The sequence below is a fragment of the Fundidesulfovibrio sp. genome (assembly GCF_058402725.1).
This window is the reverse complement of the sequence record NZ_JBZVFJ010000042.1, coordinates 1-25,692: the sequence shown is the minus strand read 5'-3', so window position 1 is coordinate 25,692 and position 25,692 is coordinate 1. Positions and strand designations below refer to the sequence as shown.

At 68.3% G+C, this 25,692-nt stretch carries 25 protein-coding genes; 8 read left to right on the top strand and 17 right to left on the bottom strand.

Annotated features, from left to right (window positions below; all coding sequences use genetic code 11):
- Window positions 1–103 precede the first annotated feature (103 nt).
- Window positions 104–502: a response regulator gene (locus ACV4UX_RS07650; protein ID WP_491592719.1), complete on the top strand. Its 399-nt coding sequence runs from the start codon at window positions 104–106 to the stop codon at window positions 500–502.
- Window positions 502–1,209, top strand: a complete 708-nt coding sequence (locus ACV4UX_RS07645; protein ID WP_491592718.1) for a TIM44-like domain-containing protein — start codon at window positions 502–504, stop codon at window positions 1,207–1,209. The genes ACV4UX_RS07650 and ACV4UX_RS07645 overlap by 1 nt, the downstream gene beginning before the upstream one ends.
- Window positions 1,210–1,358: 149 nt before the next feature.
- On the opposite strand, the gene ACV4UX_RS07640 is transcribed toward ACV4UX_RS07645, so the two are convergent.
- The 7 genes from ACV4UX_RS07640 to ACV4UX_RS07610 form a co-directional block, all read right to left on the bottom strand.
- Window positions 1,359–1,925, bottom strand: coding sequence for an RDD family protein (locus ACV4UX_RS07640; protein WP_491592717.1), 567 nt, complete (start codon window positions 1,923–1,925; stop codon window positions 1,359–1,361).
- Between the two features lie 231 nt (window positions 1,926–2,156).
- Window positions 2,157–3,059, bottom strand: a complete 903-nt coding sequence (locus tag ACV4UX_RS07635) for an aminotransferase class IV (protein ID WP_491592720.1) — start codon at window positions 3,057–3,059, stop codon at window positions 2,157–2,159.
- Window positions 3,060–3,096: 37 nt separating this feature from the next.
- On the bottom strand, window positions 3,097–4,116 hold the full coding sequence (locus ACV4UX_RS07630; protein WP_491592716.1) for an aspartate-semialdehyde dehydrogenase: 1,020 nt from the start codon (window positions 4,114–4,116) through the stop codon (window positions 3,097–3,099).
- 150 nt (window positions 4,117–4,266) lie between these two features.
- Complete coding sequence (gene metF, locus ACV4UX_RS07625; RefSeq protein ID WP_491592715.1) at window positions 4,267–5,142, bottom strand: methylenetetrahydrofolate reductase [NAD(P)H]; 876 nt, start codon at window positions 5,140–5,142, stop codon at window positions 4,267–4,269.
- Window positions 5,143–5,165: 23 nt separating this feature from the next.
- Window positions 5,166–5,558 carry a (deoxy)nucleoside triphosphate pyrophosphohydrolase gene (locus ACV4UX_RS07620; RefSeq protein WP_491592714.1) on the bottom strand — a complete coding sequence of 131 codons (393 nt, stop codon included), beginning with the start codon at window positions 5,556–5,558 and terminating at the stop codon, window positions 5,166–5,168.
- A complete protein-coding gene (locus ACV4UX_RS07615; RefSeq protein WP_491592713.1) occupies window positions 5,555–7,528 on the bottom strand; it encodes an ABC-F family ATP-binding cassette domain-containing protein in 1,974 nt (657 codons plus the stop codon). Before ACV4UX_RS07615 ends, ACV4UX_RS07620 begins: the two co-directional genes overlap by 4 nt.
- A 99-nt stretch (window positions 7,529–7,627) precedes the next feature.
- Entirely contained in the window at window positions 7,628–8,635 is a 1,008-nt protein-coding gene (locus ACV4UX_RS07610) for an aldo/keto reductase (RefSeq protein WP_491592712.1), read from the bottom strand.
- A 141-nt stretch (window positions 8,636–8,776) separates the two neighbouring features.
- On the opposite strand from ACV4UX_RS07610, the gene ACV4UX_RS07605 reads away from it, so the two are divergent.
- The 4 genes from ACV4UX_RS07605 (at window position 8,777) to ACV4UX_RS07590 (ending at window position 12,477) form a co-directional block, all read left to right on the top strand.
- Window positions 8,777–9,985: a DUF2325 domain-containing protein gene (locus tag ACV4UX_RS07605; protein ID WP_491592711.1), complete on the top strand. Its 1,209-nt coding sequence runs from the start codon at window positions 8,777–8,779 to the stop codon at window positions 9,983–9,985.
- 142 nt (window positions 9,986–10,127) lie between these two features.
- Window positions 10,128–10,502, top strand: coding sequence for a hypothetical protein (locus ACV4UX_RS07600; RefSeq protein WP_491592710.1), 375 nt, complete (start codon window positions 10,128–10,130; stop codon window positions 10,500–10,502).
- 53 nt (window positions 10,503–10,555) lie between these two features.
- Entirely contained in the window at window positions 10,556–11,248 is a 693-nt protein-coding gene (locus tag ACV4UX_RS07595; RefSeq protein WP_491592709.1) for an acid phosphatase, read from the top strand.
- Between the two features lie 23 nt (window positions 11,249–11,271).
- Window positions 11,272–12,477 carry a hypothetical protein gene (locus ACV4UX_RS07590; RefSeq protein ID WP_491592708.1) on the top strand — a complete coding sequence of 402 codons (1,206 nt, stop codon included), beginning with the start codon at window positions 11,272–11,274 and terminating at the stop codon, window positions 12,475–12,477.
- Between the two features lie 80 nt (window positions 12,478–12,557).
- Here the strand turns inward: ACV4UX_RS07590 and gap are convergent, their stop codons facing one another.
- From gap to ACV4UX_RS07545, 9 genes are all read right to left on the bottom strand, one after another.
- Window positions 12,558–13,574: a type I glyceraldehyde-3-phosphate dehydrogenase gene (gap, locus tag ACV4UX_RS07585; RefSeq protein WP_491592707.1), complete on the bottom strand. Its 1,017-nt coding sequence runs from the start codon at window positions 13,572–13,574 to the stop codon at window positions 12,558–12,560.
- Between the two features lie 10 nt (window positions 13,575–13,584).
- A complete protein-coding gene (locus ACV4UX_RS07580; RefSeq protein WP_491592706.1) occupies window positions 13,585–14,148 on the bottom strand; it encodes a GAF domain-containing protein in 564 nt (187 codons plus the stop codon).
- 391 nt (window positions 14,149–14,539) lie between these two features.
- Window positions 14,540–15,613 (bottom strand): 3-isopropylmalate dehydrogenase, encoded by a 1,074-nt coding sequence (gene leuB / locus ACV4UX_RS07575; RefSeq protein WP_491592705.1) that lies wholly within the window; start codon window positions 15,611–15,613, stop codon window positions 14,540–14,542.
- A gap of 60 nt (window positions 15,614–15,673) precedes the next feature.
- Entirely contained in the window at window positions 15,674–16,165 is a 492-nt protein-coding gene (locus ACV4UX_RS07570; protein WP_491592704.1) for a 3-isopropylmalate dehydratase small subunit, read from the bottom strand.
- Between the two features lie 217 nt (window positions 16,166–16,382).
- Window positions 16,383–17,642 (bottom strand): 3-isopropylmalate dehydratase large subunit, encoded by a 1,260-nt coding sequence (leuC, locus tag ACV4UX_RS07565; RefSeq protein ID WP_491592703.1) that lies wholly within the window; start codon window positions 17,640–17,642, stop codon window positions 16,383–16,385.
- Entirely contained in the window at window positions 17,627–19,162 is a 1,536-nt protein-coding gene (locus tag ACV4UX_RS07560; protein WP_491592702.1) for a 2-isopropylmalate synthase, read from the bottom strand. Before ACV4UX_RS07560 ends, leuC begins: the two co-directional genes overlap by 16 nt.
- A gap of 113 nt (window positions 19,163–19,275) precedes the next feature.
- Window positions 19,276–20,037, bottom strand: a complete 762-nt coding sequence (pssA, locus tag ACV4UX_RS07555; protein ID WP_491592701.1) for a CDP-diacylglycerol--serine O-phosphatidyltransferase — start codon at window positions 20,035–20,037, stop codon at window positions 19,276–19,278.
- Window positions 20,038–20,116: 79 nt separating this feature from the next.
- Window positions 20,117–20,758: a phosphatidylserine decarboxylase family protein gene (locus ACV4UX_RS07550; RefSeq protein WP_491592700.1), complete on the bottom strand. Its 642-nt coding sequence runs from the start codon at window positions 20,756–20,758 to the stop codon at window positions 20,117–20,119.
- A gap of 28 nt (window positions 20,759–20,786) precedes the next feature.
- Entirely contained in the window at window positions 20,787–21,407 is a 621-nt protein-coding gene (locus ACV4UX_RS07545; protein WP_491592699.1) for an HAD family hydrolase, read from the bottom strand.
- A gap of 77 nt (window positions 21,408–21,484) precedes the next feature.
- Here ACV4UX_RS07545 and ACV4UX_RS07540 point away from each other — a divergent pair, with 77 nt between their 5' ends.
- Window positions 21,485–22,639, top strand: a complete 1,155-nt coding sequence (locus ACV4UX_RS07540) for an ATP-binding protein (protein ID WP_491592698.1) — start codon at window positions 21,485–21,487, stop codon at window positions 22,637–22,639.
- A gap of 86 nt (window positions 22,640–22,725) precedes the next feature.
- Here the strand turns inward: ACV4UX_RS07540 and glpK are convergent, their stop codons facing one another.
- Complete coding sequence (gene glpK / locus ACV4UX_RS07535; RefSeq protein ID WP_491592697.1) at window positions 22,726–24,219, bottom strand: glycerol kinase GlpK; 1,494 nt, start codon at window positions 24,217–24,219, stop codon at window positions 22,726–22,728.
- A gap of 137 nt (window positions 24,220–24,356) precedes the next feature.
- On the opposite strand from glpK, the gene ACV4UX_RS07530 reads away from it, so the two are divergent.
- On the top strand, window positions 24,357–25,346 hold the full coding sequence (locus tag ACV4UX_RS07530) for a YbgA family protein (RefSeq protein ID WP_491592696.1): 990 nt from the start codon (window positions 24,357–24,359) through the stop codon (window positions 25,344–25,346).
- The last annotated feature ends 346 nt before the right edge of the window (window positions 25,347–25,692 follow it).

The following is a 25,692-nucleotide window of genomic DNA, read 5'->3' as shown; positions in this document are numbered from 1 at the left end:
GTCCGGTTCGTGCCCCACGAGCGTCGGGGAATCAAGCATTATCCCTTGTCTCGCCGCTGCATTGGGACTAAAAGAAGGAAAAGTCCGGGTTTGGAGGTTCTCAATGAAGGCGCTCGTGGTGGAAGACGATTTCGCCAGCAGGAAGCTGTTGCAGAAGATACTCGCCCCGTACGGCGATGCGGACATCGCAGTGAACGGCCTGGAAGCCATCGACGCCTTCAAGAGGGCTCTCGACGAGGGGGCTCCCTACGACCTCATCTGCATGGACATCATGATGCCCGAGATGGACGGCCAGGAGGCCCTGAAGAAAATCCGCGCCATCGAGCGCGAGCGCAAGATTCCGCCGTTGCAGGAAGCCAAGGTGATCATGACCACGGCCCTGGACGACCCCAAAAACGTTGTGGAGGCCTACTACAAGGGCGGAGCCACCTCCTACGTGCCCAAACCCATCGACAAGCAGATGCTCCTGCACCTGCTCAAGAACCTCGGGCTGATCAGCTGATGGACCTCCTCCCGCTCCTCGGCGCGCTCCCTGCCCAGGCGGCGCAGGACGTGCTGGGCCAGCAGCCCTCCCGGGCGCTGATGGGGCTTCTGGACATCCTGTTCATCGCCCTGGCGGGCTGGGTGGCCTGGAGGGTGATCTCCAACCTCTCCAAGCGCCGCCCTCCCGACGACGACAACACCTACGACGCCACGCCCCGCGACGACGAAGGCGAATCCGGCACGGACCAGCGCAGCCGCCGCGCCCAGGCTGCCTGGGAATACCTGACCGGCCAGCAGGGGCGCGACCTGCGCCAGCCCGCCGCCCAGGACGAACCCCACGAGCCCGACGCCCCCGGGGCCTTCAACCAGGCCGAGTTCCTGCGCGGAGCCAAGGTGATGTTCGGGCGCGTCAAGCAGTCCTGGGCCATGCGCAACCTCTCGGACCTGCGCCAGTTCGCGGCCCCGGACATGATGGCCCGCTTCGAGCGCTGGGCCGCCGAGCGGCCGGACCGCCAGGCCGTCTCCGTGCTCCTGGTGGAGGCCCAGGTGCTGGAGGTGCAACGCGAGGCGGGACGCACCGTGGTGGAGGTGGCCTACCAGGCCACCGTGGCCGACGACCCCAGGGTCGCCGCCACCCGCCAGGTGAACGAAGTCTGGCGCTTCTCTCGCGACGATTCCCTGGCCGACGCCAAGTGGCTCCTGGAGGACATGGCCCAGCGACAGTAAGCGTCGACATCCAGGCCGCCGCACGTCCCGATCCGGCGAGCGCGGCCGGGATCGAGACGGCGGCGCAGGCCGCCGCCCGCAGCGTCGCGACCTGGAGCAGCGTTGCCCCGCGCGTCTGGAGTCCCCCTCCCCGCGCCGTCCCCTCCGCCCTACCTGTAGACCACCACGGTCCCTGCCAGCAGGTCGTGCAGGCCCTGGCGCTTCTTCGTGAAGAGGATCATGGCGTAGCCCAGCAGGAGCAGCCCGCCCGAGAGCAGCTTGGCGAAGTAGCGCCCCGTGGCCCGGCCGAAGGTGATGCGGCGTCCCTCCAGGTCCGTGACCTTGAGGCCCATGATCCGCTTGCCCAGGGTGGCCTGGACCGGGGAACTCTCCTGGACCGCGTAATAGAGCCAGACCACCGCGTTGGCCATGAGCGCCGCCACCGCGTCGCCCGACCCGCCTCGCCCCGCATCGACCGCGAGCAGAGCGATCACAGCGATGCAGACCAAGACCATGTCCACGAGATAGGCCGCCATGCGGCTCCACGAGGCGTAGCGCACGCCCGGCCAGGCGGGGGGCTCCGGCCGGAGCGGGCCGGGCGCGTCCTGCGCGGGAAGCGGCTCTTCCGGTTCGGGCAGGCGAAAGTCCATGACGCCGCCGGGGGCCACGCGCTGGCCGCACGACGGGCAGAACCGGGCCTTGTCGTCCAGGGGGACGCCGCAACGCGTGCAGTGCATGGCTCCTCCTCCTTGGCGGCGCATGCGGGACGGGGCCGGGACGCGGCCGCCGCGCGTCCGGAGACTTCCCCGATCCTGCTGAGCGCTAGCAGAGCCCCTGCACGAAGTCCATCGGCCGTGCGCGGAGCGTAAGACCGCGTCGTCAGGTGGATGCGCGGAGCGAGGAGCCCGGAGAATGAAAACGGCCGGACAGGGACGCAAGCCCCCGTCCGGCCGACGTCAAGCGGTCGTCTAGAGGGGCACGCCGTTCCCGGCCAGGTCCTTCTTCAGCAGTTCCAGCAGACGCCTGCTGACGGGGCCGGGCGTCCCGCCGCCCACGGGGCGCCCGTCGTACTCCACGATGGAGAGGCACTGGGCCGTGGTGCCCAGGATGAGCATCTCCCGGGCCTCACGGATGTCGCCCTCGGTGATGGACTTGTAGCAGTGGCTGATCTCGCCCCGGGCCAGTTCCAGCACGCGCAGGAGCGTGGTGCCCGAGAGGGCGTTGTCCAGCCTGGGCACGGTGATGCAGCCGTCCTTGTCCACCAGGGCCACGTTCTCGGTGGCCCCCTCGGCCAGGAAGCCGCGCGCGTCGAAGCACACGGGGAAGTCCTTGCCTTTGGCCAGGGCCTCCTTCTTCATGAGCACGTTGGGCAGGTAGTCGATGCTCTTGATGGTGGCCAGGTAGCTCTGCTTGGCGGGGATGGACGTGCGGAAGGCCGTGACGCCCTTCTCGTAGAAGGCGGCGGGCTTGGGTGCGTACTGGTAGGCCGCCACGTAGAGGCTGGGCTCGGGACACTCGGAGGGGTCCAGCCCGAAGCCGCCGGGGCCGCGCCCCAGGAGCATGCGGAAGAGCCCGTTGGGCGTGCCCGCCGCGCGTCCCGTGGCCAGCACGATCTCTCGCACCGCCTCCCAGGGACACGGCGGCTCGAGCCCGATGGCCTGGCCGGAGCGGCCCATGCGGGCCAGGTGTTCGTCCAGGAGGTAGACCTTGGAGTCCACCCACTTGACGGTCTCGAAGACGCCGTCGCCCCGGTGGACCAGGTGGTCGTCCCAGGGCATGAGCATGAGGGCCGGGTCCTTGCAGACGGCCCCCACGCGGTGTTCGTAGAAGGCCAACACCTGGCCGGAGCCGGGGCGCGGGGCCGCAAGCATCCGGTCCAGGTAGGCCTTGGAGTCGAGGATATCCACGCTAGACCTTCAGCTTGCCCTTTTGGAGCAGCAGTTCCGCGATCTGCACGGCGTTGAGCGCCGCGCCCTTGCGGATGTTGTCGGCCACGATCCACATGTTCAGGCCGTTGTCCACGGTGTCGTCCTGGCGGATGCGGCCCACGAACACCTCGTCCTCTCCGGCGGCCATGAGGGGCATGGGGTACATCTTCTCGTTGGGATTATCGTACACCTGCACGCCCGGGGCCTGGCTCAGCAAGGCGCGGGCCTCGGCGGCCGTCACGGGCTTTTCGAACTCCACGTTCACGGACTCGGAGTGGCCGTAGAACACCGGCACGCGCACCGTGGTGGCCGTGACCTTGATGGACTCGTCACCCATGATCTTGGCCGTCTCCTTGATCATCTTGATCTCCTCGAAGGTGTAGTCACCCAGGGAGAACACGTCGATCTGCGGCAGGCAGTTGAAGGCGATCTGGTGGGGATAGACCTTCACTTCGGGGTCGATGCCGTTGAACATCTGGCGCACCTGGCGGTCCAGCTCCTCGATGGCCTTCTGGCCCGTGCCGGAGACGGCCTGGTAGGTGGAGACCACCACGCGCTTGATGGTCCAGGCGTCGTGCAGGGGCTTCAGGGCCACCACCATCTGGATGGTCGAGCAGTTGGGGTTGGCGATGATGCCGGTGTGCCAGTCCACGTCGTCGGGGTTCACCTCGGGCACCACCAGGGGCACCTTGGGGTCCATGCGCCAGGCGCTGGAGTTGTCCACCACCACGCAGCCGCTGGCCACGGCGTGGGGGGCGAAGGTCTTGGAGGTGGAACCGCCGGCGGAGAACAGGGCCAGGTCCACGCCCTTGAAGCTCTCGGGAGTCATCTCGCGCACGGTGAGTTCGCCGTCCTTGAAGGGCACTTTGTTCCCGGCGGAACGGGAAGAGGCCAGGGCGATCACTTCGGAGGCGGGGAAGTCCCTCTGCTCCAGGGTCTTGAGCATTTCGCGGCCAACGGCCCCGGTTGCTCCCGCGACGGCGACGACGGGCTTGGACATGACTGTGGCTCCTATGGGTTTGTGGAAGAGGCCCGGGATGCGCAGCCGGGTTCGCGCGGCGTTCCGGCGGCGATGCCGCAGGACCCCGGGGCGGGGTCTTGGCCCTCTCCGGGGTCCGGGGCTTCTTCCTTGTCAGCGATGAGCCCGCGCTCAGGCGAGCTTCAGATCCCCCGCGATGTCGAGGCAGGCCTGGGCCTTGTTGAGCGTGTAGAGGTGCACGCCGGGCGCGCCGCGCTCGATCAGGTCCCGGCACTGGGCCTTGGCGTAGGCCACGCCCTCGGCGCGCACGGCTGCGGCGCCGCCCTTGGCGTTGGCCGCCTCCAGGCGCTCCAGGTACTCGGGCGGCAGGGTGGCCCCGCACAGCGAGAGGATGCGTTTGATGCTGGCCAGGTTCATGATCGGCAGCACGCCCGGGATGACGGGCGCGTCGATTCCCCTGGCGCGGCACCTCTCGACGAAGCGGAAGTAGTGGTCGTTGTCGAAGAAGAGCTGGGTGATGACGAAGTTGCCGCCCTTCTCGATCTTGAGCTTGAGGAAGTCGATGTCGGCGTCCAGGCTTTCGGCCTGGGGGTGCTTCTCAGGGTAGCCCGCCACGCCGATGCACAGGTCCGGGTAGGCCTGGCGGATGAACCCGGCCAGGTCCGAGCCGTGCTGGAAGGCCTGGCCCTCCAGGGAGAAGTCCGGCTGGTTCTGGGGCGGATCGCCGCGCAGGGCCAGCACGTTGTCCACGCCTGCGGCCTTCAGGGCGTCCATGAAGGAGCGCAGCGACTCCTCGGAGGCCCCCACGCAGGTGAGGTGGGCCATGGGGTTCTGCCCCAGGTCGCGCGAGAAGCGCGTGACCAGCTCCAGGGTGTTGGCCTGGGTGGAACCGCCCGCGCCGTAGGTGACGGACACGAAGAGCGGATTGAGGACAGAGAGGCGTCCGGCCTCGTAGAAGAAGGCGGGCCAGGCGTCCTTTTCCTTGGGGGGAAAGAATTCCAGGGAGATGAACTGCTTGCCTCTGGTGAGCAGGTCGTCGATGCGCAAGACGGGCTCCGTGCGTTGGATGGTCAGGGGGCGTCCGGCGGCTGGGCGAGCGCCTCCACGATGTCCCTGTCCGCCTCCAGGAATGGCAGTTCCCGGGCCTGGGCGGGAGTCAGCCAGCGCAGTCCTTGGCCTTCGAGGGGACGGGGAAGCCCTGTGAAATCACGGATATGAAAAAAAGACAAGCGCACGATGCCGTTGGGATACTCGTGAATTTTTTCCCGCCAGAAACGGGGCTCGCGCGCCTCGATGCCAAGCTCCTCGCGCAGCTCGCGCACCAGGGCAGGGGCGGGCTCTTCGCCCTCCTCCACCTTGCCGCCCGGGAACTCCCACAGGCCCGCATGGGCCTTGCCCTCGGGACGCCGGACGCCGAGACAGAGCCCGTCGCGCCAGAGGATGCCCGCCACCACGTGGATCAAAGGGCCTCCCGCCGCGCTTCCAGCTCCCCGATGCGCTCCTCCAGGTCCGCCAGCTCCAGCACCAGGGCGTCGCCCTGTTCCTTGAGGCTGTGGTATTCCTTGGAGAGCTCCGAAAACTTCGCCGCGTCGGCGTAGGTCTCGGGCTGGGCCAGCACCTGCTCCACGTCGTGCTGGCGGGTCATGGCCTCTTCAAGCTCCGCTTCAAGTTTCGCGTAGCTTTCCTTGAGCGGCTTGAGCTCCCGGGAGAGCGCGTTGCGCTCCTCGGCCTGGCGGCGCTTGGCGGCCTGGCGCTCCTCCCGCGATTCCTTGGCCATGGCCTTGTCCCGGCCGCCCGTGGAGAGGGCGCAGGCGGCGCTGGCCTGCGCCTTCAGGTGCGCCTCGTAGGCCTCGTAGCCGCCCAGGAACTCCGAGAGCCCCTCGGGCCCCACGGTCCAGATCACCTCGGCCGCCTCGGCCAGCAGATGGCGGTCGTGCGCCACGAAAAGGATCGCGCCCTCGTAGTCGGCCAGGGCGTTCACCAGGGCCTCGCGGCTTTCCAGGTCCAGGTGGTTGGTGGGCTCGTCCAGCACCAGGAAGTTGGCCCGCGCCAGAAACAGGCTGGCCAGCACCAGGCGGGACTTCTCGCCGCCGGAAAGATCGCGCACGAAGCGCTCGAAGTACTCCTCGCCCAGCATGAACAGGCCCAGCACCGAGCACAGCTCCTCCGTGGAGGAGCGCGGGTCCGACAGGCGGCGGATCTCGCCCATCACCGTCTCGTTGGCGCGCAGGATCTCGGTCTGGTGCTGGCTGAAATACCCCATGCGCACCTGGGACCCCATGCGGATCGTGCCGCCGGAGGGCTTCAGCTCGCCCGTCAGGCACTTGAGCAGCGTGGTCTTGCCCGCACCGTTGGGGCCGGCCAGGGCCACCTTCTGCCCCCGGTAAAGATTGAACGTGAGCCTGGGCCAAAGGGACCGCCCCCCGGGGAAGGCGAACTCCAGGTCGGCCACGGAGAGGATGTTCTTGTCGGCCCGGGCGGGCTCGGGAAGCTTGAAATCCAGCGTCTTGCGCCTGCGCTCGATACTGCCCGCCACGCCGGAAAGCTCCTTCTGGAGCTTGTCCACGGCCTTGAGCTTGCTCTGGGCCTGGCGCGCCTTGGTGGCCTTGTAGCGGAAGCGGCTCACGAAGGCCATCTGGCGGCCGATGGCCCCGGAAAGCTGCGCGGCCTTGGCCTCCATCTGCTGCTGGGTCTGGGCGCGCCACTCCAGGAACTCGCTGAACGTGCCCTGGCGCAAGGCGGGCTTGTCGCCGCCCAGGAAGAGCACGTGGGTGCCCACGCGGTCCAGGAACACCCGGTCGTGCGCCACGAAGATCAGCACGCCGTTGAAGCAGAGCAGGTACTGCTCCAGCCACTCCACGGCCTCGATGTCCAGGTGGTTGGTGGGCTCGTCCAGGAGCAGCACGTCCGCCCCGGCCACCAGCACCCGCGCCAGCTTGGCCCGCTCGCGCCAGCCTCCCGAGAGGAGCTTCACCGGATGGGGCCAGGCCTTCTCCTCGAAACCGAGACCCGAAAGAATCGCCTTGGCCCGATGTTCCGGGTTGTAGCCCAGGGAATGCTCCATCTCCGCCTGGCGGGCGCTCAGGGCCTCCAGCGCGCGTTCGTCGTGGTCCAGGCTGGCGCGTTCCCACTCGCGCCAGAACTCCTTCCAGGAGGGGAGCGCGCTCATCACCCAGGCCAGCAGCGGCTCCTCCAGGTCGGACGATCCCAGCTCCTGCGCCACGTAGCCCAGCCGCGCGCCCGCGGGCAGCAGCACGCGCCCGGCGTCCGGCTCGGCCTCGCCCGCCATCAGGCGCAGGAATGTGGACTTGCCGCAACCGTTGGGACCCGTCACCGCCAGGCGCATGCCGGAGACGGCCTCCATGCTGAAGCCCGACATGAGGTCCCGGCCGCCAAGGGACTTGGAAAGATTCTGGATGGTGATCTTGGACATAGGAAAAATCGCGGCAGCGAATATGCGCCCTCGCTGGCCGCGTGTCAAATGCCGGGGATGCGGCAAGAGCCCTGGCCGCCGGGGGCCTCCTCAACCGCTCTACCTGGCCGCCCCCTGGCGATTCCTCGTCATGTAACCCGGGTCGATGGCTTCTTCGAGACGATCCGTCGCCAACGGCGGAGCAACGGACAACGCCGTGACGGCGTCGAGCGTCTCGCGGTCCACGTCCAGGCTCGCGGCGGCGAGGGAGTCCTTGAGTTGTTCCAGGTTGCGCGCGCCGATGATTGGCGCGGTGACGCCGGGATGCGAGGCCGCCCAGCGCACGGCGAGGCTCACGGGGTTCAGGCCGCGCTCGCGGGAGAACGCGACGAAGCGTTCGGCCACCTGGTGGTAGACGGGGTCGGAGTAGCGGGCGTTGTACATCTTGTTTTCGGCGATGCGTCCCTGCCCCTGGCCGGAGGCGTATTTTCCGGTGAGCAGCCCGGCGGCGAGGGGGTTGTAGGGGATCACCGCCAGGTTCTCGGAGAGGGCAAGGGGGAGGATCTCCACTTCCGCCTGCCGTTTCACGAGGTTGTACATGGGCTCAAGGCATTCGAAACGCGCCAGTCCCCTGGCCTCGGAGATGCCCAGGGCCTTGGCGGTCTGCCAGGCGGCCCAGTTGCTGGCCCCCGGGTAGAGCACCTTGCCCTGGCGCACCAGATCGTCCAGTGCGCGCAGGGTCTCCTCCATGGGGGTGAGGGGATCGAAATGATGGATGAAATAGATGTCGATGCGGTCGGTGCCCAGGCGTTTGAGGCTCTTCTCCACCTCCAGCATGATGTGGCGGCGCGACGCCCCCAGGGCGTTGACGTCGGGACCGGCCACCTGGGCGACCTTGGTGGTCAGGACGAGTTCGTCGCGGCAGTCCCGGGCGAGCTTGCCCAGGATGGTCTCGGCCCGGCCGCCCGAATAGACGTTGGCGCAGTCGAAGAAGTTCACCCCAGCGTCGCGGCAGGCGGCGAACATGCGCCCGGATTCGGTCTCGTCGGCCTCCTTGCCGAAGGTCATCGCGCCGAAACACAACTCGGAAACGAGAACGCCGGTTCTTCCCAGGGGTTTGTAGCGCACGGGGTGCTCCTTGGAGGCCGGGGCCGCGACCCCGGAGGTGTTTTTCGAGGCTTATGCCCGGCGCGCGCCCGAAGCAAGCGGCGTCAAAATCCGAACGCCGTTTAGTTGACATTGATTCTCAGTTTCATTATTACCGGCGCCATGCACTTCAAGGAGGAATCCATGACCGTCCCCGCGCGCCGCAAGCTTTGGGAACACGAGGACTACCAATGCCCGATCCTGGGAACCTGCCTGTCCATGGCCGAACTGCGCAAGCTGGCCCGTCGCCTGGAACTGACCGTGCTCCCGCACGCCTCCGACTACGAGTTGCACGGTTACTTCGTGCGCGAAAGCCGCCGAGAAGGGCGCATCGCCCAGGCCGTGAACCGCACCCTGGACAAGAAATACCGCAAGGAAATCCGCCTGTTCGCCAAGGCTGGAGACGAGGCGGCCCTGGAGGCCCTGTGGAAGCAGTCCCTGGCCGCCGGGGATGTGCCCGGCCCCTTCTGGGCGGTGATGAGCCACCCGGCGGCGGGAATGCGCCTTCTCAACAAGGTGTTCGGGGAGGTGCACATGCTCTCCCACCTGCTGGGCGCGGCCAACCGCGCCGACCTGAAACGCCTCTCCCGGCTGGAGACCCGCGTGGACCAGCTCTCCATGGCCCTGTCGCGCGTGCAGGCGGCCCGCCGCGCCCGCAACGTGGAATGGGCCGCGCGCGTCAAGGACCTGGAGGATCGCCTGAGCGCCGAACGCCTGGAACGCCTCAAGCTCTCGCGACAGGTGCGCGAGGCCGCCCTGCCCCGCCCCATGGGCCACGAGGACGAGGTGCGCGCCCTGCGCGAAGAACTGGAAGCCGCACGCCGGGAGACGCGCCGCCAGGCGGCCGTGATCGAGGAACTCTACCGCGACAACCTGATCCTGCGCGAGCAGGTGGAGGACGTGAGCGCGGACCTGGAGCGCGCCGAACAGGAGCTGGTGCGCGCCCTGCCCTGCGCCGAGGGCGGAGGCTGCGGCCCCGGAGGCGGCTGCCCGGCCGAAGAGGCGGGCCAACTGCCCGGCATGGAGGGCAAGACCGTGCTCTATGTGGGCGGGCGCTGCAACTTGGTGCGCCATTACCGCGAACTGGTGGAGCGCCGGGGCGGCCGCTTCCACCACCACGACGGGGGCATGGAGAACTCGGCATCGGAGTTGCATGGCAAGTTGGCATCGGCCGACGTGGTGCTCTGCCCCGTGGATTGCGTGAGCCACGAGGCGTGCCTGGCCGTGAAAAAGGCGTGCAGGAACTGCATGAAGCCCTTCCATCCGCTCAGAAGTTCGGGACTTTCCGCCCTGGCGCGCTCCCTGGAGAGCCTGGCGGGAAGCGCCAACTGACCCGGCGGGGGCTCCTGCCAGTCCCTGCGCCGGGGCCGCCGCGCGACATTCGACGCGCAAGCGTCAAAAAAGGATTGCATCGGGCGCGCCTTGGCTATACCTGTCCCCTGGACGGCGGTTTCCTCGCCTCTTGGAGGTTTTCGTGCGCTCAGCTATCGCTATCGCATTGATCGTTACGCTTCTGCATCTTGCTTCCCCCTCCTGGGCCGGCCGCTTCGACGGAGTCTACGAGGGCGAATTCCTGGGTGAATTCACCGGCCGCATCTCCATCGTGGTGCGCGGCGAGGAAGTCCAGGGCGAGATGAGCAACAAGCATGGCTTCTCCGGCACCATCGCGGGCAAGGTCGACCCCGATACCGGACGCATCGCCTGCGACCTCACGGGCAAGTTCCTGTTCCTCCGGTTCAGCGGCATCGCCGCAGGCGCTCTCCAGGGGGAGGGCGCGCAGGGGGAATGGGCCGCCCAGGGCGTGCGCAAGGACAAGGGCACCTGGTACGTGGTGCTGGCCCAGCGCTAGCATCCCGCCCCGCGCGGGCTGACATTCCCTTCCGAATCCCGTAGACAGGAGGCATGTTCCAGACACGCCTCCTCGTCTCACTCGCCCTCGCAGTTTTCCTGGCCGGGCTGGCCCTGGCCGAGGAATCCCCTTCCTATCTCCCGCCGGGCCAGCCGGACCTGATCCGCCTGCTGCCCCCGCCCCCCTCCGCCGTGCAGGGCATGGCCGAAATCGAAACGCTCCTGGCGCTCCAGCAGGCCCGAACGCAGGATCAGGCCGCCTTCGCCCGCGCGGACGCCCGGCGCTCCCCGCTGCGCTTCGCCGACGTGCTGGGGCCCGGCTTTCGCGAGGAAGCCCTGCCCCTGACGCTGGAGCTCTTCAAACGCGTGCTCAAGGATTCCAGCATTGTCCTGGGCGCGGCCAAGAAACACTGGGACAGGCCGAGGCCCTTCACGCGCTCGGAGTCCCTGCGCCCGTGCCTGGACAGGCCCGTCAGCGCCTCCTACCCCAGCGGACACAGCACCTACGGCCACCTTGCCGCCATCCTGCTCTCCTGGGCCGTGCCCGAAAAGGCCCCCGAACTCTTCGCCCGGGGCGAACTGTTCGCCCGGCAGCGTCTGGTGGGCGGCGTGCACTACCCCAGCGACGTGGAGGCAGGAAAGCTCTGCGCCGTGGCCATCGCCCAGGTCATGTCCCGGAGCGAGCGTTTCCAGGAGGAGTTCGCCAAGGCGCGCATCGAGATCCGAACCGCGCTGGGCCTGCCCTGATCCCGGCGCAAGGAGGCTTTGCCATGAGTCCGTCCGCCCGGCGGCTGCTCGCCGTTTTGTGCCTCGCCTGCGGCCTCGCCGCATGCAAGTCCGCCAGCAAAAGCGCCCACGAGCTGGCGGACCAGGCCCTCTACCAGCCCATCGCCTACGCCAACGCCTCCGTGCCCGGACCGGCCGTGGTGGTGCTCCCAGGGGCCATGGAGGGAACCACGGCGGCTTTCCGCCAGCGCGTTGACGCCGGAAACCTGGCCGACGCGGGCGAGATGGAGATGGCCAAGGCCGGATTCACCGTGCTCGACAGGGCAAACCTGGACGAGATCGTCCAGGAGATCGGCCTGGCCGCCAACCTGGGCGACGCCAAGGCCCTCAAGGTGTTCCGCAAGGGCAAGTTCGCCCAGGCCCGCTTCCTGGTGCGCTTCGACGTGGCCAAGGCCGAGCGCCTGGACATCCAGCGCAAGGACTTCGACGGCACGCTCCTGGGCATCCTGGTGGGCGGCGTGGTGGCGGGGGTCACCCAGGACTCCGGGGTGGGAACCGCCGCAGGAACGGCCGTGGCCTCCATCAAGTCCGGCGACGAAAAGAGCACCTGGAAGACCGGGCTGCGCTACACCGTCATCGACGCCGACACCGGCCGGCAGGTGGCCACGGGGCTCATGGAGGACACCTTCGTGGTGCACAGCCAGCTCAAGGGCTTCCTGGGCTCTACCGAGGAGACGCGCACGGGCCTGACCATGGACACCATGGCCATCCGCCTCGTGCAGATGGCCGTGTCCGAGATCGACGCCCGGCACAAGGAGGTCCTGAACCAGACCCCCGCGCCCGCGCCCGCCAAGGAGCGCGTGGACGAGGCAGCCGTGCGCAAACAGTACGACGCCCTCAAGGAGCAGAAGCGCAAGGAGCGCGAGGAGGCCGCCAGACTGGCCCGGTTCGACGGCACCTACGTTGGGGAGTTCGCCGGCGGCACCAAGGGCAAGGTGCGCCTCACCGTGGACGGCCGCAGCGTGGAGGGCGAGGTGTCCAACACCGACGGCCTGCACGGCCGCTTCATCGGCACGCTGGACCAGGAAAAGGGCACGTTCGATTCCGAGCTGAACGGCAAGATCGCGTTCATCAGCTTCAAGGGCTCCGTCTCCGGGGCCCTGTCCGAGAACGGCACGGCCCAGGGGGCCTGGGTCGCCTCGGGCTGGGGCACGGAGAAGGGGGCGTGGGCCGCCAAACGGCAGCAGTGACGCGCGAATCTCCCCGGAAACGCAAACGGCCGGAGGCTTTCGCCCCCGGCCGTTCTCTTTTCGTCACCGTCGGTTGATCGCTAGAGCCCCTTGCCCGCCATGTAGGTGATCAGGTCGCCCACGCGGCAGGAGTAGCCCCATTCGTTGTCGTACCAGGCCACCAGCTTGGCCAGCACGCCGTCCTGGACCATGGTGAACTCGGCCTCCACCACGCCGGAACGGGGGTCGCCCTTGAAGTCCGAGGAGACCAGGGGCTCCTCGCAATAGCCCATCACGCCCTTGAGCGGCCCCTCGGCCGCCGCGTTGAGCGTGGCGCGCAGCGTCTCGGTGTCCGTGGGCTTCTCCAGCACGGCTGCGAAGTCCACCACGGAGACCGCCGGGGTGGGCACGCGCAGGGAGTAGCCGCTGAAGCGGCCCTTGAGTTCCGGGATCACCAGGGCCACGGCCTTGGCCGCGCCGGTGGACGTGGGGATGATGTTGCAGGCCGCCGCGCGCGCCCGGCGAAGGTCCTTGTGGGGCAGGTCCAGGATGCGCTGGTCGTTGGTGTAGGAGTGGATGGTGCACATCACGCCGGAGCGGATGCCGAAGGCCTCGTGCACCACCTTGGCCACGGGGGCCAGGCAGTTGGTGGTGCAGGAGGCGTTTGAGAGGATGTGGTGCTTCGCGGGGTCGTACTTGTCCTCGTTGACGCCCATGACGATGGTGATGTCCTCGTCCTTGGCGGGCGCGGAGATGATCACCTTCTTCGCGCCGGACTCCATGTGCATGGCCGCCTGGGGGCCGGTGCGGAAGATGCCGGTGGATTCCACCACCACGTCCACGCCCTCCCTGGCCCAGGGGATGTTCTTGGGATCGCGCTCCTTGGTGCAGCGCACGCGCCAGGAGCCCACCACCATGTCGTCGCCGTCGGTGGAGACGGGGATGGGGCAGCGCCCGTAGTTGGTGTCGTAGGCGAGCAGGTGGGCGTTGGTGTGGGTGTCGAAGAGGTCGTTGACGGCAACCACCTCGATGCGCTCGCCGTGCTGCTCGTACATGGCCTTGAGCACCTGGCGGCCGATGCGTCCGAATCCGTTGATGCCGACCTTGATCTTGCGCATGGGGGCCTCGCTAGTCCTCGAAGGTTTGGTATTGGAAGGCGGTCAGCAGCTCGTAATCGGACTTGAGCGCCTGGTGCAGCCGCGCGTTCTCGATGGCGATGGCCGAGAGGTTGGCCATGATGGTCAGGAATTCCACCTCGGACTCGCAGAAATCCCGCTTTGCCCCGGTGTAGACGCGCATGACGCCGATGATCTTCTCCTCCACCCGCAGGGGCACCACGAGCACCGAAACCAGACCCTCGGCCCTGGCGGCCTCCTGGTACTGAAAGCGCTCGTCGCTGGCGGCGTCGGCCACGTACACGGAGTCTCCGGCCAGGGCGAACTTGTCGAGTTTGCTTTTGGCCACCTCCACCTTGCCCTTGCGCAGGTAGCCCTTGGAGAGCCCGAAGGACGCCCCGGGCAGGAGATTCAGCCCCGCGCGGTCCAACAGGCGCAGGGAGCAGGCCTTCACGTCCAGCGCCTTTGCGGTCTGCTCCGCGATGCGCCCCAGAAGCTCCATGGGCTCCAGGCTCGAATTGATGACCTTGATGGCCTCGTAGAGGGTTCTATAGTAGTTGCGTTCGCAGTCGGACATGGTTCTCTCCTTGGTGGAAGGGACTTTCAAGCCTCTCTTGGCGCAAATGCGAAGGCGTGTCCACTTCAGATCACGCCCATGGCCCGGGCGTTCTCCTGCAATACGGCCGCCGGGCGCGCCAGGGCCAGCTTGGTCTGGCCCGAGGAGTCATTGGGGGGCATGCGCTCTCCGTTCCGGGGTCTCGCGCCCGCCGGGCGTTGGTTTTCATATGTCTGGACTAGCATAACAATTCCGTTACACGAAAGGAACGTCCGGTCAAACGGGAATCTCCGATGGGTGCAAAGCCCGAACGCTTCGTGCCTCGATGCCGGGAGGAGAGCGGCGTGAACACGAAGAAACCCCTCCCGGCAGGGCCGGAAGGGGTTTCGGAGGGGCGTGGGGGCGCTACGGCCTAGAGGCGTTCGGCCACCAGGTCGCCCATTTTCGAGCAGCCCACCTGGACCTTGCCGGGCTCCATGATGTCGCCGGTGCGCCAGCCTTCCTGGAGGATGGCGGACACGGCGTCCTCGATCACCTGGGCCTCCTGGGCCATGGCGAACTGGTAGCGCAGCATCATGGCCACGGAGAGGATGGTGGCCAGGGGGTTGGCCAGGTCCTTGCCCGCGATGTCCGGGGCCGAGCCGTGGATGGGCTCGTAGAGGCCGGGGCCGGTAGCGCCCAGGGACGCCGAGGGCAGCATGCCGATGGAGCCGGTGATCACCGCCGCCTCGTCGGAGAGGATGTCGCCGAAGAGGTTCTCGGTGACGATGGTGTCGAACTGCCCGGGATTGCGCACCAGCTGCATGGCTGCGTTGTCCACGTACATGTGGGTCAGCTCCACGTCGGGGTAGTCCTTGGCCACTTCCAGCACCACCTCGCGCCAGAGCTGGGACACGTCGAGCACGTTGGCCTTGTCCACGGAGCAGAGCTTCTTGCCGCGCTTGCGGGCGGTCTCGAAGCCCACCTTGGCGATGCGGCGGATCTCGGACTCGGAATAGATCATGTTGTTGTAGGCCACGCGCTCGCCGTCGCGCACTTCCTGGCCCTTGGGCGTGCCGAAGTAGGCCCCGCCGGTGAGCTCGCGGATCACCATCACGTCCAGGCCCTGGCCCACGATGTCCGGGCGCAGGCAGCAGGCGTCCCGGAGCTCGGGGAAGAGCTTGGCCGGGCGCAGGTTGGCGAAGAGCCCCAGCTCCTTGCGGATGCCCAGGAGCCCGCGCTCGGGACGGATGGATTTCTCGATGTTGTCCCACTTGGGGCCGCCCACAGCGCCCAGCAGCACGGCGTCGGCCAGCTTGCAGGCGTCCACGGTCTCCTGGGGCAGGGGCGTGTTGCAGGCGTCGATGGCCGCGCCGCCGATCAGGTGGTAGCTGGTCTTGAACTGGTGGCCGAAGCGCTCCCCGATCTTCTTCAGGGTCTTCTCGGCCTGGGCCATGATCTCGGGGCCGATGCCGTCCCCGGGCAGAATGACGATGTTCTTGGTCATGAGCGTCTCGCAAGCCGCATGAGCGCCCAGGTCCGGGCGCGCGGCGTCTTGGCCGGGCGCTTACGCCTCCAGCCGGTCCTTCACATAGTGCACCAGGCCGCCCTTGGAGAGGATCTCCTGCATGAAGGGCGGCACGGGGGCCGTCTTGATCGCCTCGCCGGTGGTGAGGTTCCTGATCTCGCCCTTTTCGGCGTCCACTTCCAGCTGGTCGCCGTCGTTGATCCTGGCCGCGTCGTCGCCCACTTCCAGGAGCACAAGGCCCATGTTGAAGCCGTTGCGGTAGAAGATGCGGGCGAAGCTGTGGGCCACCACCACGGGGATGCCCGCGCCGAGGAGCGCCAGGGGGGCGTGCTCGCGCGAACTGCCGCAGCCGAAGTTCTCCCCGGCCACCATGATGTCGCCCTTGCTCACCCGCTTCACCCAGCCGGCCTCCAGGCCCTCCATGCAGTTGGCCCCCAGCTCGGCGGTGTCCGTGGTCACCAGGAACCGGGCCGGGATGATGGCGTCCGTATCGATGTGTGCGCCTACCTTGTGCGCGCGTCCCTTGTACATGATGCTTCTCCTTGGTGGGGGCTTTGCCCCCACACCCCCGCCAGGGCGCCGCCCTGGACCCACCAGGGGGATGATCCCCCTGGACCCTCAACGGGGGGTTCGGTTCGCCGTCGGTCTCGCGGGCAGACCCGCGAAGCCCACTAAAGTTTTTTGAAGGGGGTTTGGGGGAAACTTTTGTTCACAAAAGTTTCCCCCAATCTTCCACTCCCTTGCGCTCCTACACCGCCTCGGGGTGGACGATCTCGCCCGCGATGGCGGACGCGGCGGCCACGGCCGGGTTGGAGAGGTACACTTCGGACTCCAGGGAGCCCATGCGGCCCTTGAAGTTGCGGTTGGTGGTGGCGATGGAGCGCTCCCCGGCGGCCAGGATGCCCATGTGCCCGCCCAGGCAGGGGCCGCAGGTGGGCGGCCCCACGATGCAGCCGGAGTCCATGAAGATCTCCAGGAGTCCTTCCTTGAGGGCCTGTTTCCATATCCTGGGGGTGGCGGGCAGCACGATGCAGCGCACGTGCTTGGCCACCTTGCGGCCCTTGAGCACATGGGCGGCCTCGCGCATGTCCTCGATGCGGCCGTTGGTGCAGGAGCCGATGACGGACTGGTCGATGCGGATGCCCTTGCACTCGGTGACGGGCTTCACGTTGTCGGGCAGGTGGGGGCAGGCCACGCGGGGGGTCATGGCGGAGCAGTCGATGGCGATGGCCTGCTCGTAGAACGCGCCTTCGTCGGCGTGGATTTCCTTGTCGCCCGCGCGTCCGGCCGCCTTGGCGTAGGCCAGGCTCCTGGCGTCCGCGGGGAAGAGCCCGGCCTTGCCTCCGGCCTCGATGGCCATGTTGGCCATGGTCAGGCGCTGTTCCACGGAGAGCCCGGCCAGGGCGGAGCCGCCGAACTCCAGGGCCTTGTAGAGCGCGCCGGAGACGCCGACGCGCCCGATCACTTCGAGGATGAGGTCCTTGCCGCCCACCCAGGGGGCCAGGGTTCCTTCCAGGAGCACGCGGATGGTTGGGGGCACCTTGAACCACGTCTCGCCCAGGACCATGGCCCCGGCGATGTCGGTGGAGCCCATGCCCGTGGCGAACGCGCCCAGGCCGCCGTAGGTGCAGGTGTGGGAGTCCGCGCCCACCACCACGTCTCCGGGGCCGACCAGGCCCATCTCGGGCAACAGGGCGTGTTCCACGCCGCAGTCGCCGCCTTCGTAGTAGTGGGTGATGTCCTTCTCGCTGGCGAACTCGCGCACCACCTTGACCTGTTCGGCGGAATCGATGTCCTTGTTGGGGGTGAAGTGGTCGCAGACGAGGGCGATTTTGTCCTTGTCGAAGACCTTGTCCGCGCCCATGCGCCGGAAGCTCTTGATGGCGAGCGGCGCGGTGATGTCGTTGGCCAGGACGAGGTCCACCCGACAGCGGACGATCTGTCCGTCCTGGGTGATGGTCTCGTCGGTGCGGCCCTGCAGGATTTTCTGGGCTAAAGTCTGGCGCATTCCCTTTCCTCCTCCTTTTTGGCCAACCGGTTGAGAGCGTTCACGAAGGCCTTGGCGCTGGCCACGATCACGTCGGGATCGGAGCCGCGGCCCACGGACTTGTGTCCGCTCTCTTCCAGGCGCACGGTCACCTCGCCTTGGGCGTCCGTGCCGCTGGTGACGGCGTTGACCGCGTACTGCTTGAGCACCGGGTTGCGTCCCGTGAGTTGGCTGATGGTGTTGAACACGGCGTCCACCGGGCCGACGCCGAAATGAGAGAGCTTTTCCTCGCGGCCCTCGATCTCCATGACAACGGCGGCCACGGGCGAGACGCCCATGTTGCCCGAGAGCACGGAGAGCTTCTTGAGCCGGTACTTGTCCGGCAGGCGGTAGATCTCCTCCAGGACCAGGGCCTCCACGTCCTCGGAGAAGATGTTCTTCTTCTTGTCGGCCAGGTTCTTCACGGCCTCGGTCATCTGGGTGACCTGCTCCTCGGTGAGGGAGAAGCCCAGTTCCTCCAGGCGCGACTTCACGGCGTTGCGGCCCGAGTGTTTGCCCAGCACCAGCTCGGTGCCCGCGCGCCCCACGGACTTGGGCGTCATGATCTCGTAGGTCTCGGGGCACTTGAGCACGCCCGCCTGGTGGATGCCGGACTCGTGGGCGAAGGCGTTGGCCCCGATGATGGGCTTGTAGGGCGGGATGGGCTGGCCGATGATCATGGAGAGCAGGCGCGACGAGGGGTAGAGCTGCTCGGTCTTGATGCCGGTCTCCAGGTTGTAGAGGCAGGCGCGGGTCTTGAGGGCCATGGTCACCTCTTCGAGGGAGGCGTTGCCCGCGCGCTCGCCGATGCCGCAGAGGGTCACCTCGGCCTGGCGCGCGCCTGCGGCCAGGGCGGCCAGGGTGTTGGCGGTGGCCAGGCCCAGGTCGTTGTGGCAGTGCACGCTGAAGACGGCCTTGGAGGCGTTGGGCACCCGCTCCAGGAGGAAGCGGATGAGGTCGTGGAATTCCTGGGGCTGGGCGTAGCCCACGGTGTCGGGGATGTTGATGGTGGTGGCCCCGCGCGCGATGGCCAGTTCCACCGCCGTGGCCAGGAAGTCCCGCTCGGAGCGGGAGGCGTCCTCGCAGGAGAACTCCACGTCCTGGGTGAGCGAGGCGGCCAGGGAGACGGCTGCCTCGATCATCCCCAGCACCTGTTGGGGCTCCTTGCCGAGCTTGTGCTTCATGTGCAGGGGGGATGTGGCCAGGAAGGTGTGGATGCGCGGGCGCTTGGCGTCCTTGATGGCCTCGTGGCAGCGCCTGATGTCGGATTCGAGGGCGCGGCACAGGCCCGCCACGCGCACGGCGCGCACGGCCTTGGCGATGGCGCGCACGGCCTGGAAGTCCCCTTCGCTGGCGGCCGGGAAGCCGGCCTCGATCACGTCCACCCCCAGGTGTTCCAGCTGCTGCGCCAGCCTGACTTTCTCTTCCTGGTTCATGGTCGCGCCGGGAGACTGCTCGCCGTCGCGCAGGGTGGTGTCGAAAATGACGACACGCTCTGACATGGTGTTCCTCCGCAGGGAATGCGATGCGGTGAGATCGGTGGCCGGAGACGGCTTGTTAGCCCAAGTCGCTTCCGGTTGACAATTGCCTTTTTTGGCAGAAAGAGGGGGTGATTTTAGGATGAGAGCTCTTCGGAAGGCTCTCGTAGCGAGGAACGGCGGGGCAGGATCACATAGGTGTAGAAGATCCCGGAGAGGATGTACCCCGCGAAGATCACGAAGCCCAGGAGCTTGGGCTGGGAGGCCACCAGCACGAAGAGCAGGATGGCCGTGACCATCATCGAGAAGGGATGGGCCTTGATGAGCCCGTATTCCTTGAAGGAGGCGTAGCGCACGCGGCTGACCATGAGGAAGGAGAGCACGTAGACCATGCCCAGGCAGACCTTGGGCATCCAGGCCTGCATGGCGGGCGGCAGGTACTGGGCGAAGAGGTAGAACGTGGCCACGGTGCAGGCCTGGGCCGGAATGGGCAGGCCCACGAAGAACTTCTTGTTGGATGTCTTGGTGATCACGTTGAAGCGCGCCAGCCGCAGAGCCCCGCAGGCCACCAGGAGGAAGGCGGCCATGAGGCCCAGGTGGCCGAAGCGCGAAAGCTCCCACTGGTAGACCATGATGGCCGGGGTGACGCCGAAGGCCACGAGGTCGCACAGGGAGTCGTACTGGACGCCGAAGTCGGAGCTGGTGCCGGTGAGGCGGGCCACCTTGCCGTCGAGCCCGTCGAAGACGCAGCTGACCAGGATGGCCACGGCGCACTGCTCGAACTGCCCGGAGATGGCCCACAGGATGCCCATGAACCCCGAGAACAGGCTCGCGGTGGTGAGCAGGTTCGGGAGGATGTACACCCCTCTGGCGGGCGGCTTGCGGGCGGGTTCTTCCATGGCGTCCTGGGCCGGAGCGCGGCCTGGGGAGATGCTAGCGCTTTTCGGGCGAAGGTCAAGGGGTATTGTCGCCGGGGCGCTAGGCCCTGCGCGCGATCACCGTCTGCCCGGCCGCCGTGCGCCTGCCCTTTTCCACCGCGGGCGCCCAGCCCTCGGGCAGGTACACGTCCACGCGCGAGCCGAACTTGATCATGCCGTAGCGCTGGCCGCGCTTCAGGTGGTCGCCCGTCTCGGCCCAGGGAATGATGCGCCGGGCGATGAGCCCCGCGATCTGCACCATGGTCCAGCGGTCGCCGGATTCGTCGGCCAGCTGCACGCCCAGGCGCTCGTTGTCCTCGGAGGCCTTGTCGAAGCTCGCGTTGATGAACTTGCCCTCCCAGTAGCGCATGGCGCTCACGCGCCCGGCCACGCAGGCCCTGTTCACGTGGACGTTGAACACGTTCATGAAGATGCACACCACCGTGCGCTCCTCGCCGCTCAGGGGGTCCGTGGCGCGCGTCACCTTGATCACGCGGCCGTCGGCCGGGGCCACGGCCACGCCCGGGTCGGCGGGGACGAAGCGCTCGGGGTCGCGGAAGAAATTCAGCAGGAGCGCCAGGACCACAAGGCCCAGCACGGCGGGCACGGCCCAGCCCAGCAGGGCGAAGACCAGGGTGGCCGAACCGGCCAGGAGGATGGAGGGCCAGCCCTCGGGAGTAAGCGATACGGAAGGTTTGCGCATGATCGTCGTGATCCTTTGATGGTCTTGTTCAGTCCAGGAGCCCGGGGCAGTAGCCCGCGAGCTCGCGCTCGAAGCCCGGCTGGTCCACGTAGAGGATGGCCCCCATGCCCAGGGCGCGGGCGCGCTCCACGTTTCCGGGGTTGTCGTCCACGAAGAGCGTCTGGCCGGGTTCCGCGCCCAGGCGCTCCAGGGCCAGCAGGAAATAGGCGGGCTCCTGCTTGGTCATGCCGTGCCGCCAGCTGTTGAACACGGCGTCGAAATGCCGGGAGAAACCCTGTGCGGCGTCCAGGCGCTCCAGCCAGTCGGTCTGGTCGGAAAGCACGGCCGCCGTGCGCCCCTGGGCACGGAAGCGGTCGGCCAGCTCCAGCATGCGCGGACGCACCACGAAGCGCGAGAGGATGTCCTCGCGCCAGCGGGTCTCGTCGCCCTCCACCCCGGAGCGTTCCTTGAAGAGCCGCCAGAAGTCGGCCTCCCCGGCGCGGCCGGTCACGTAGCCCGAGTCCCACACGGCGCGCAGGCCTTCGCGCCACAGGCGGGCCTCGTCGCGCTCCAGCTCGCGCGCCAGGGCGCGCAGCCCCAGCGCGAAGCCCTCTTCGGCCACCACGCCGCCGTAGTCCAGCAGAAGCCAACGGATATGGCACTCGCCCATGTCGTCTTTCCCATCTCCCCGAAATGCGGTAAGCCAGCGTCAGTAGCCTCTTCCACCCGCCAACGCAAGGAGACCCCATGGCCTTCCTCCCCCCGCCGCAGGACCGGCTGCGCCAGTTCCGCGAACTCCTGGGCCTCTCCGACGCGCCGGACGCCAACCCCCTCACGCGCTGGGCCGACGTCTTCCTGCCGCGAACGGCCGAACTGGCGGACAAGGTGGAGGGTTTCGTGCGCTCCCGCGCCCAATTGCGCATCATCCTGGAAAACCAGCCCAGCGGCAAGCTCAACGCCAACTGGCGCAGCTGGTTCGGCATCCTCTTCACCGCCGGGGTGGGCGAGGACTTCATGGAGCACGTCTGGAAGAGCGGCCAGGCCCACGTGATCCACAACATCGACCACCGCTACGTCACCCTGGCCTACAACATCGCCCGGGCCTTCCTGCACGAGATCGCCGTCACGGCCCTGCCCCTGGAGGAGCGCACCACCGCCCTCACCGCCCTGGACCGCGCCGTGGACTTCTCCATGCTCGTGGAGACCGACGCCTTCGTCACCTACGCCACCCAGTGCGAGCTGGAGGTGATCCAGGGCATTTCCCACCAGGTGCGCAACCCCGTCTCCGTGATCGGCGGCGCGGCCCGCAAACTCCTGCGCCTGCACCCGGAGGACGGGCCGGAGCGCGAGGCCGCCGGGACCATCCTCGCCGAGGCCCAGCGCCTGGAGCGCATGGCCAAGAACGTCAACGCCTACATGGACATCACCACCCAGCAGGCCTCCTTCCGCCGCGCCGAACTGGACGCCGTGCTGGACCGCGCCCTGGAAAAGCTCGCCGCCGCAAGCACCCTGCCTCTGGCGCCCCTCACCCGCGAGATCGACCCCGCAGCCGCCGTGCTCTCGGGCGACCCCATGGAACTCTGCGTGCTCTTCGCCTGCCTGCTGGACAACGCCTTCCAGTACGCCGACCGCCACGACCCGCGCGTTGCCGTCAAGGCCTACCCCGCCCAGGCGCAGGGCGGTTTCGCCACCGTCGTCATCACCAACAACGGCATCCGCTTCGACCAGTCCAAGACGGGCCAGGCCTTCAGCCCCTTCCACTCCACCCAGCCCACGGCCACGGGCTTCGGGCTGCCCATGGCCCGCGTGATCGCCAGCAAGTACTTCGGCAACGTCACCCTGGCCCCCCTGGAGGACGAGGGCACGCGCTGCGTGGTCACCCTGCCCCTCTTCCCGGGCTGAGCGCGCCCAGCGAACCGCGTGCCCGGGGTTCGCCAGACGTGAAGATCCCGCGCGGTGGCCCCGGCGTCAGCCCGCAGGCGTCCGGGCTACTCCCTGGCCCAGCCTTTGGCGCGCTCCACGGCGCGCCGCCACTCGCCCAACAGGGCGTCGCGCCCCTCCCGGGACATGGCGGGCTCGAAGCGCCTGTCGAGCCGCCACAGGGACTCCAACTCGTCCAGGCCGCTCCAGAAACCCACGGCCAGCCCTGCCAGGAAGGCCGCGCCCAGGGCCGTGGTCTCCGTCACGCGGGGGCGCTCCACCGGCGCGCCCAGCACGTCGGCCTGGAGCTGCATGAGCAGGTTGTTGCGGCTCGCGCCGCCGTCCACGCGCAACGCGTGCAGGGTTACGCCCGCGTCCTTCTCCATGCATTCCATGATGTCCAGGGTCTGCAGGGCGATGGACTCCAGGGCGGCGCGCGCCACGTGCGCCCTGGTGGCCCCGCGCGTGAGCCCCATCATGGTTCCCCGGGCGTACTGGTCCCAGTGGGGCGCGCCCAGCCCCGCGAAGGCGGGGACGAGCACCACGCCGCCGTTGTCCGGCACGGAGAGCGCCAGCTCCTCCACCTCTCGGGCCTCCCGGAGGATGCCCAGGCCGTCGCGCAGCCACTGCACCACCGCGCCCGCCATGAACACGCTGCCCTCCAGGGCGTAGGAGCGCCCCCCGGCCAGCGACCACGCCGTGGTGGCGAGCAGGTTGTTCCCGCTGCGCCGGGCGTTGCCGCCGGTGTTGAGCAGCATGAAGCAGCCGGTGCCGTAGGTGTTCTTGGCCATGCCCGCCCTGAGGCAGGCGTTGCCGAACGTGGCGGCCTGCTGGTCCCCGGCCATGCCCGCGATGGGCAGGGGCCTGCCCAGATACTCCGGGTGGGCCTCGCCCACCACCTCGGAGGAGCGCGCCACCCTTGGCAGCATGGAGGCCGGCACGTCCAGGATGTCCAGCAGCTCCTCGTCCCACGCGCCCGCGCGGATGTCGAAGAGCAGCGTCCGGCTGGCGTTGGACTCGTCCGTGACGTGCACCGCGCCCTTGGTCAGGTTCCAGACGAGCCAGGAGTCCACCGTGCCGAAGGCCAGCCCGCCCTCTTGCGCCCTGGCCCTGGCCCCGGGCACGTTGTCCAGGATCCACCGGACCTTGGTCCCCGAGAAGTAGGCGTCGAGCACAAGGCCCGTCTTGTCCCGGAACACCCCTTCGAGCCCGCGCGCCTTGAGCGCGTCGCAGAATCCGGCCGTGCGCCTGTCCTGCCAGACGATGGCGTTGTGCACGGGCGCGCCGGTGGCCCTGTCCCAGACCACGGTGGTCTCGCGCTGGTTGGTGATGCCCAGGGCGGCCACATCCCGGGCCTCCACTCCGGCCTGGCGCAGGCACTCGGCCATCACCCAGGCCTGGGTGTCGAAGATCTCGTAGGGGTTGTGCTCCACCCAGCCGGGCTGCGGGTAGAACTGGGTGAACTCCCTGGCCGTGATCTGGCGGATGTCCCCCTCGCGGTTGAAGAGGACGGCCCGGGAACTGGTGGTGCCCTGGTCGAGGGAGAGGACGTATTCGCTCATGCGGCTCCTCCTGCTGGATCGGCGGCGCGCCGCCGCCCGCGCAGTGAGCCACGAAATCGGCTTTGCCGCAACCTTTCTCCCGCTTTGGCGCTCTCGACGTTCGACATCGCGCCCCGACGGCGCTACAGTTCCCGGTCATGAAGAACCCCACTCCCGCTCCCGCTCCCGCCCCCGTCCGCGCCGAGGCCCCCCTGCGCCTGGGCGTCAGTTCCTGCCTGCTGGGCAACCCCGTGCGCTTCGACGGCGGCCACAAGCACGACCGCTGGATCACCGGCGAACTGGGACGCTATGTGGAGTTCGTGCCCGTCTGCCCCGAGGTGGAGGCAGGCTTCGGCACGCCCCGCGAGGCCATGCGCCTGGTGGGAGACCCCGCCGCGCCCCGCCTCGTGACCGTCCGCTCCGGGCGGGACCTCACGGAACCCATGCGCGCCTGGGCCGCGCGCCGCGTGGAGGAACTGGCCGGGGAAAACCTCTGCGGCTTCGTCTTCAAGAGCCGCTCGCCCTCCTCCGGCATGGCCCGGGTGAAGGTCTACCCGGAAAAGGGCGGCATGCCCGCGCACACCGGCACGGGCCTCTTCGCCAGGGCCTTCATGGAACGCTACCCCCTGATCCCCGTGGAGGAGGAAGGTCGCCTGAGCGCCCCCCGACTGCGAGAAAACTTCATCGAACGCCTCTTCGTGCTGCGCGCCTGGCGCGACACCCTGGCCCACGAGGCGGACACCGCCGCCCTGATCGATTTCCACGCGCGCCACAAGCTCCTGACCCTGGCCCACTCCCCCGCCCTGGCCAAGGAGATGGGACGGCTCGTGGCCCAGGCCGCCTCCCTGCCCCACGCCCCCGAGCGCTACGAGGCCCTGCTCCTGGCCGCCATGGCCAAACCCGCCACCGTGGCCCGCCACGTGAACGTGCTCCAGCACATGGCCGGTTACTTCCGCAAAACCACCACCCAGGACGAACGCCAGGAACTGGCCGAAGTCATCGAGGACTACCGCCGGGGCCTCACGCCCCTCATCGTCCCCGTCACCCTCATCAACCACCACGTGCGGCGACACGGCGTGGAATACCTCGCCCGCCAGACCTACCTGCGCCCGCACCCCCTGGAACTCAAGCTGCGCAACTACTACTAGCGGCCGCTCGCCCGCGTGGCGGCGCGAGGGCGGGGCCGTCGGAGAAGATTCCTCCGGCGGCCAAAGGGCTACGCCCTCTGGACTCCCTCTCCGCTTCGCGACGGCGTGCGCTCCGGCAGGGATGAGAGGCCAGGCAGTCGGGGAATATGCCTCCGGCGGCCAAAGGGCTACGCCCTCTGGACTCCCTCTCCGCTTCGCGACGGCGTGCGCTCCGGCAGGGATGAGCGGCCAGGCAGTCGGAGAATATGCCTCCGGCGGCCAAAGGGCTACGCCCTTATGGAATCCCACTTTGCTTCGCGGGCTTCACCGGGAAGGACTGTGTTGCCATTGCCGGGCCTCTGCGCAG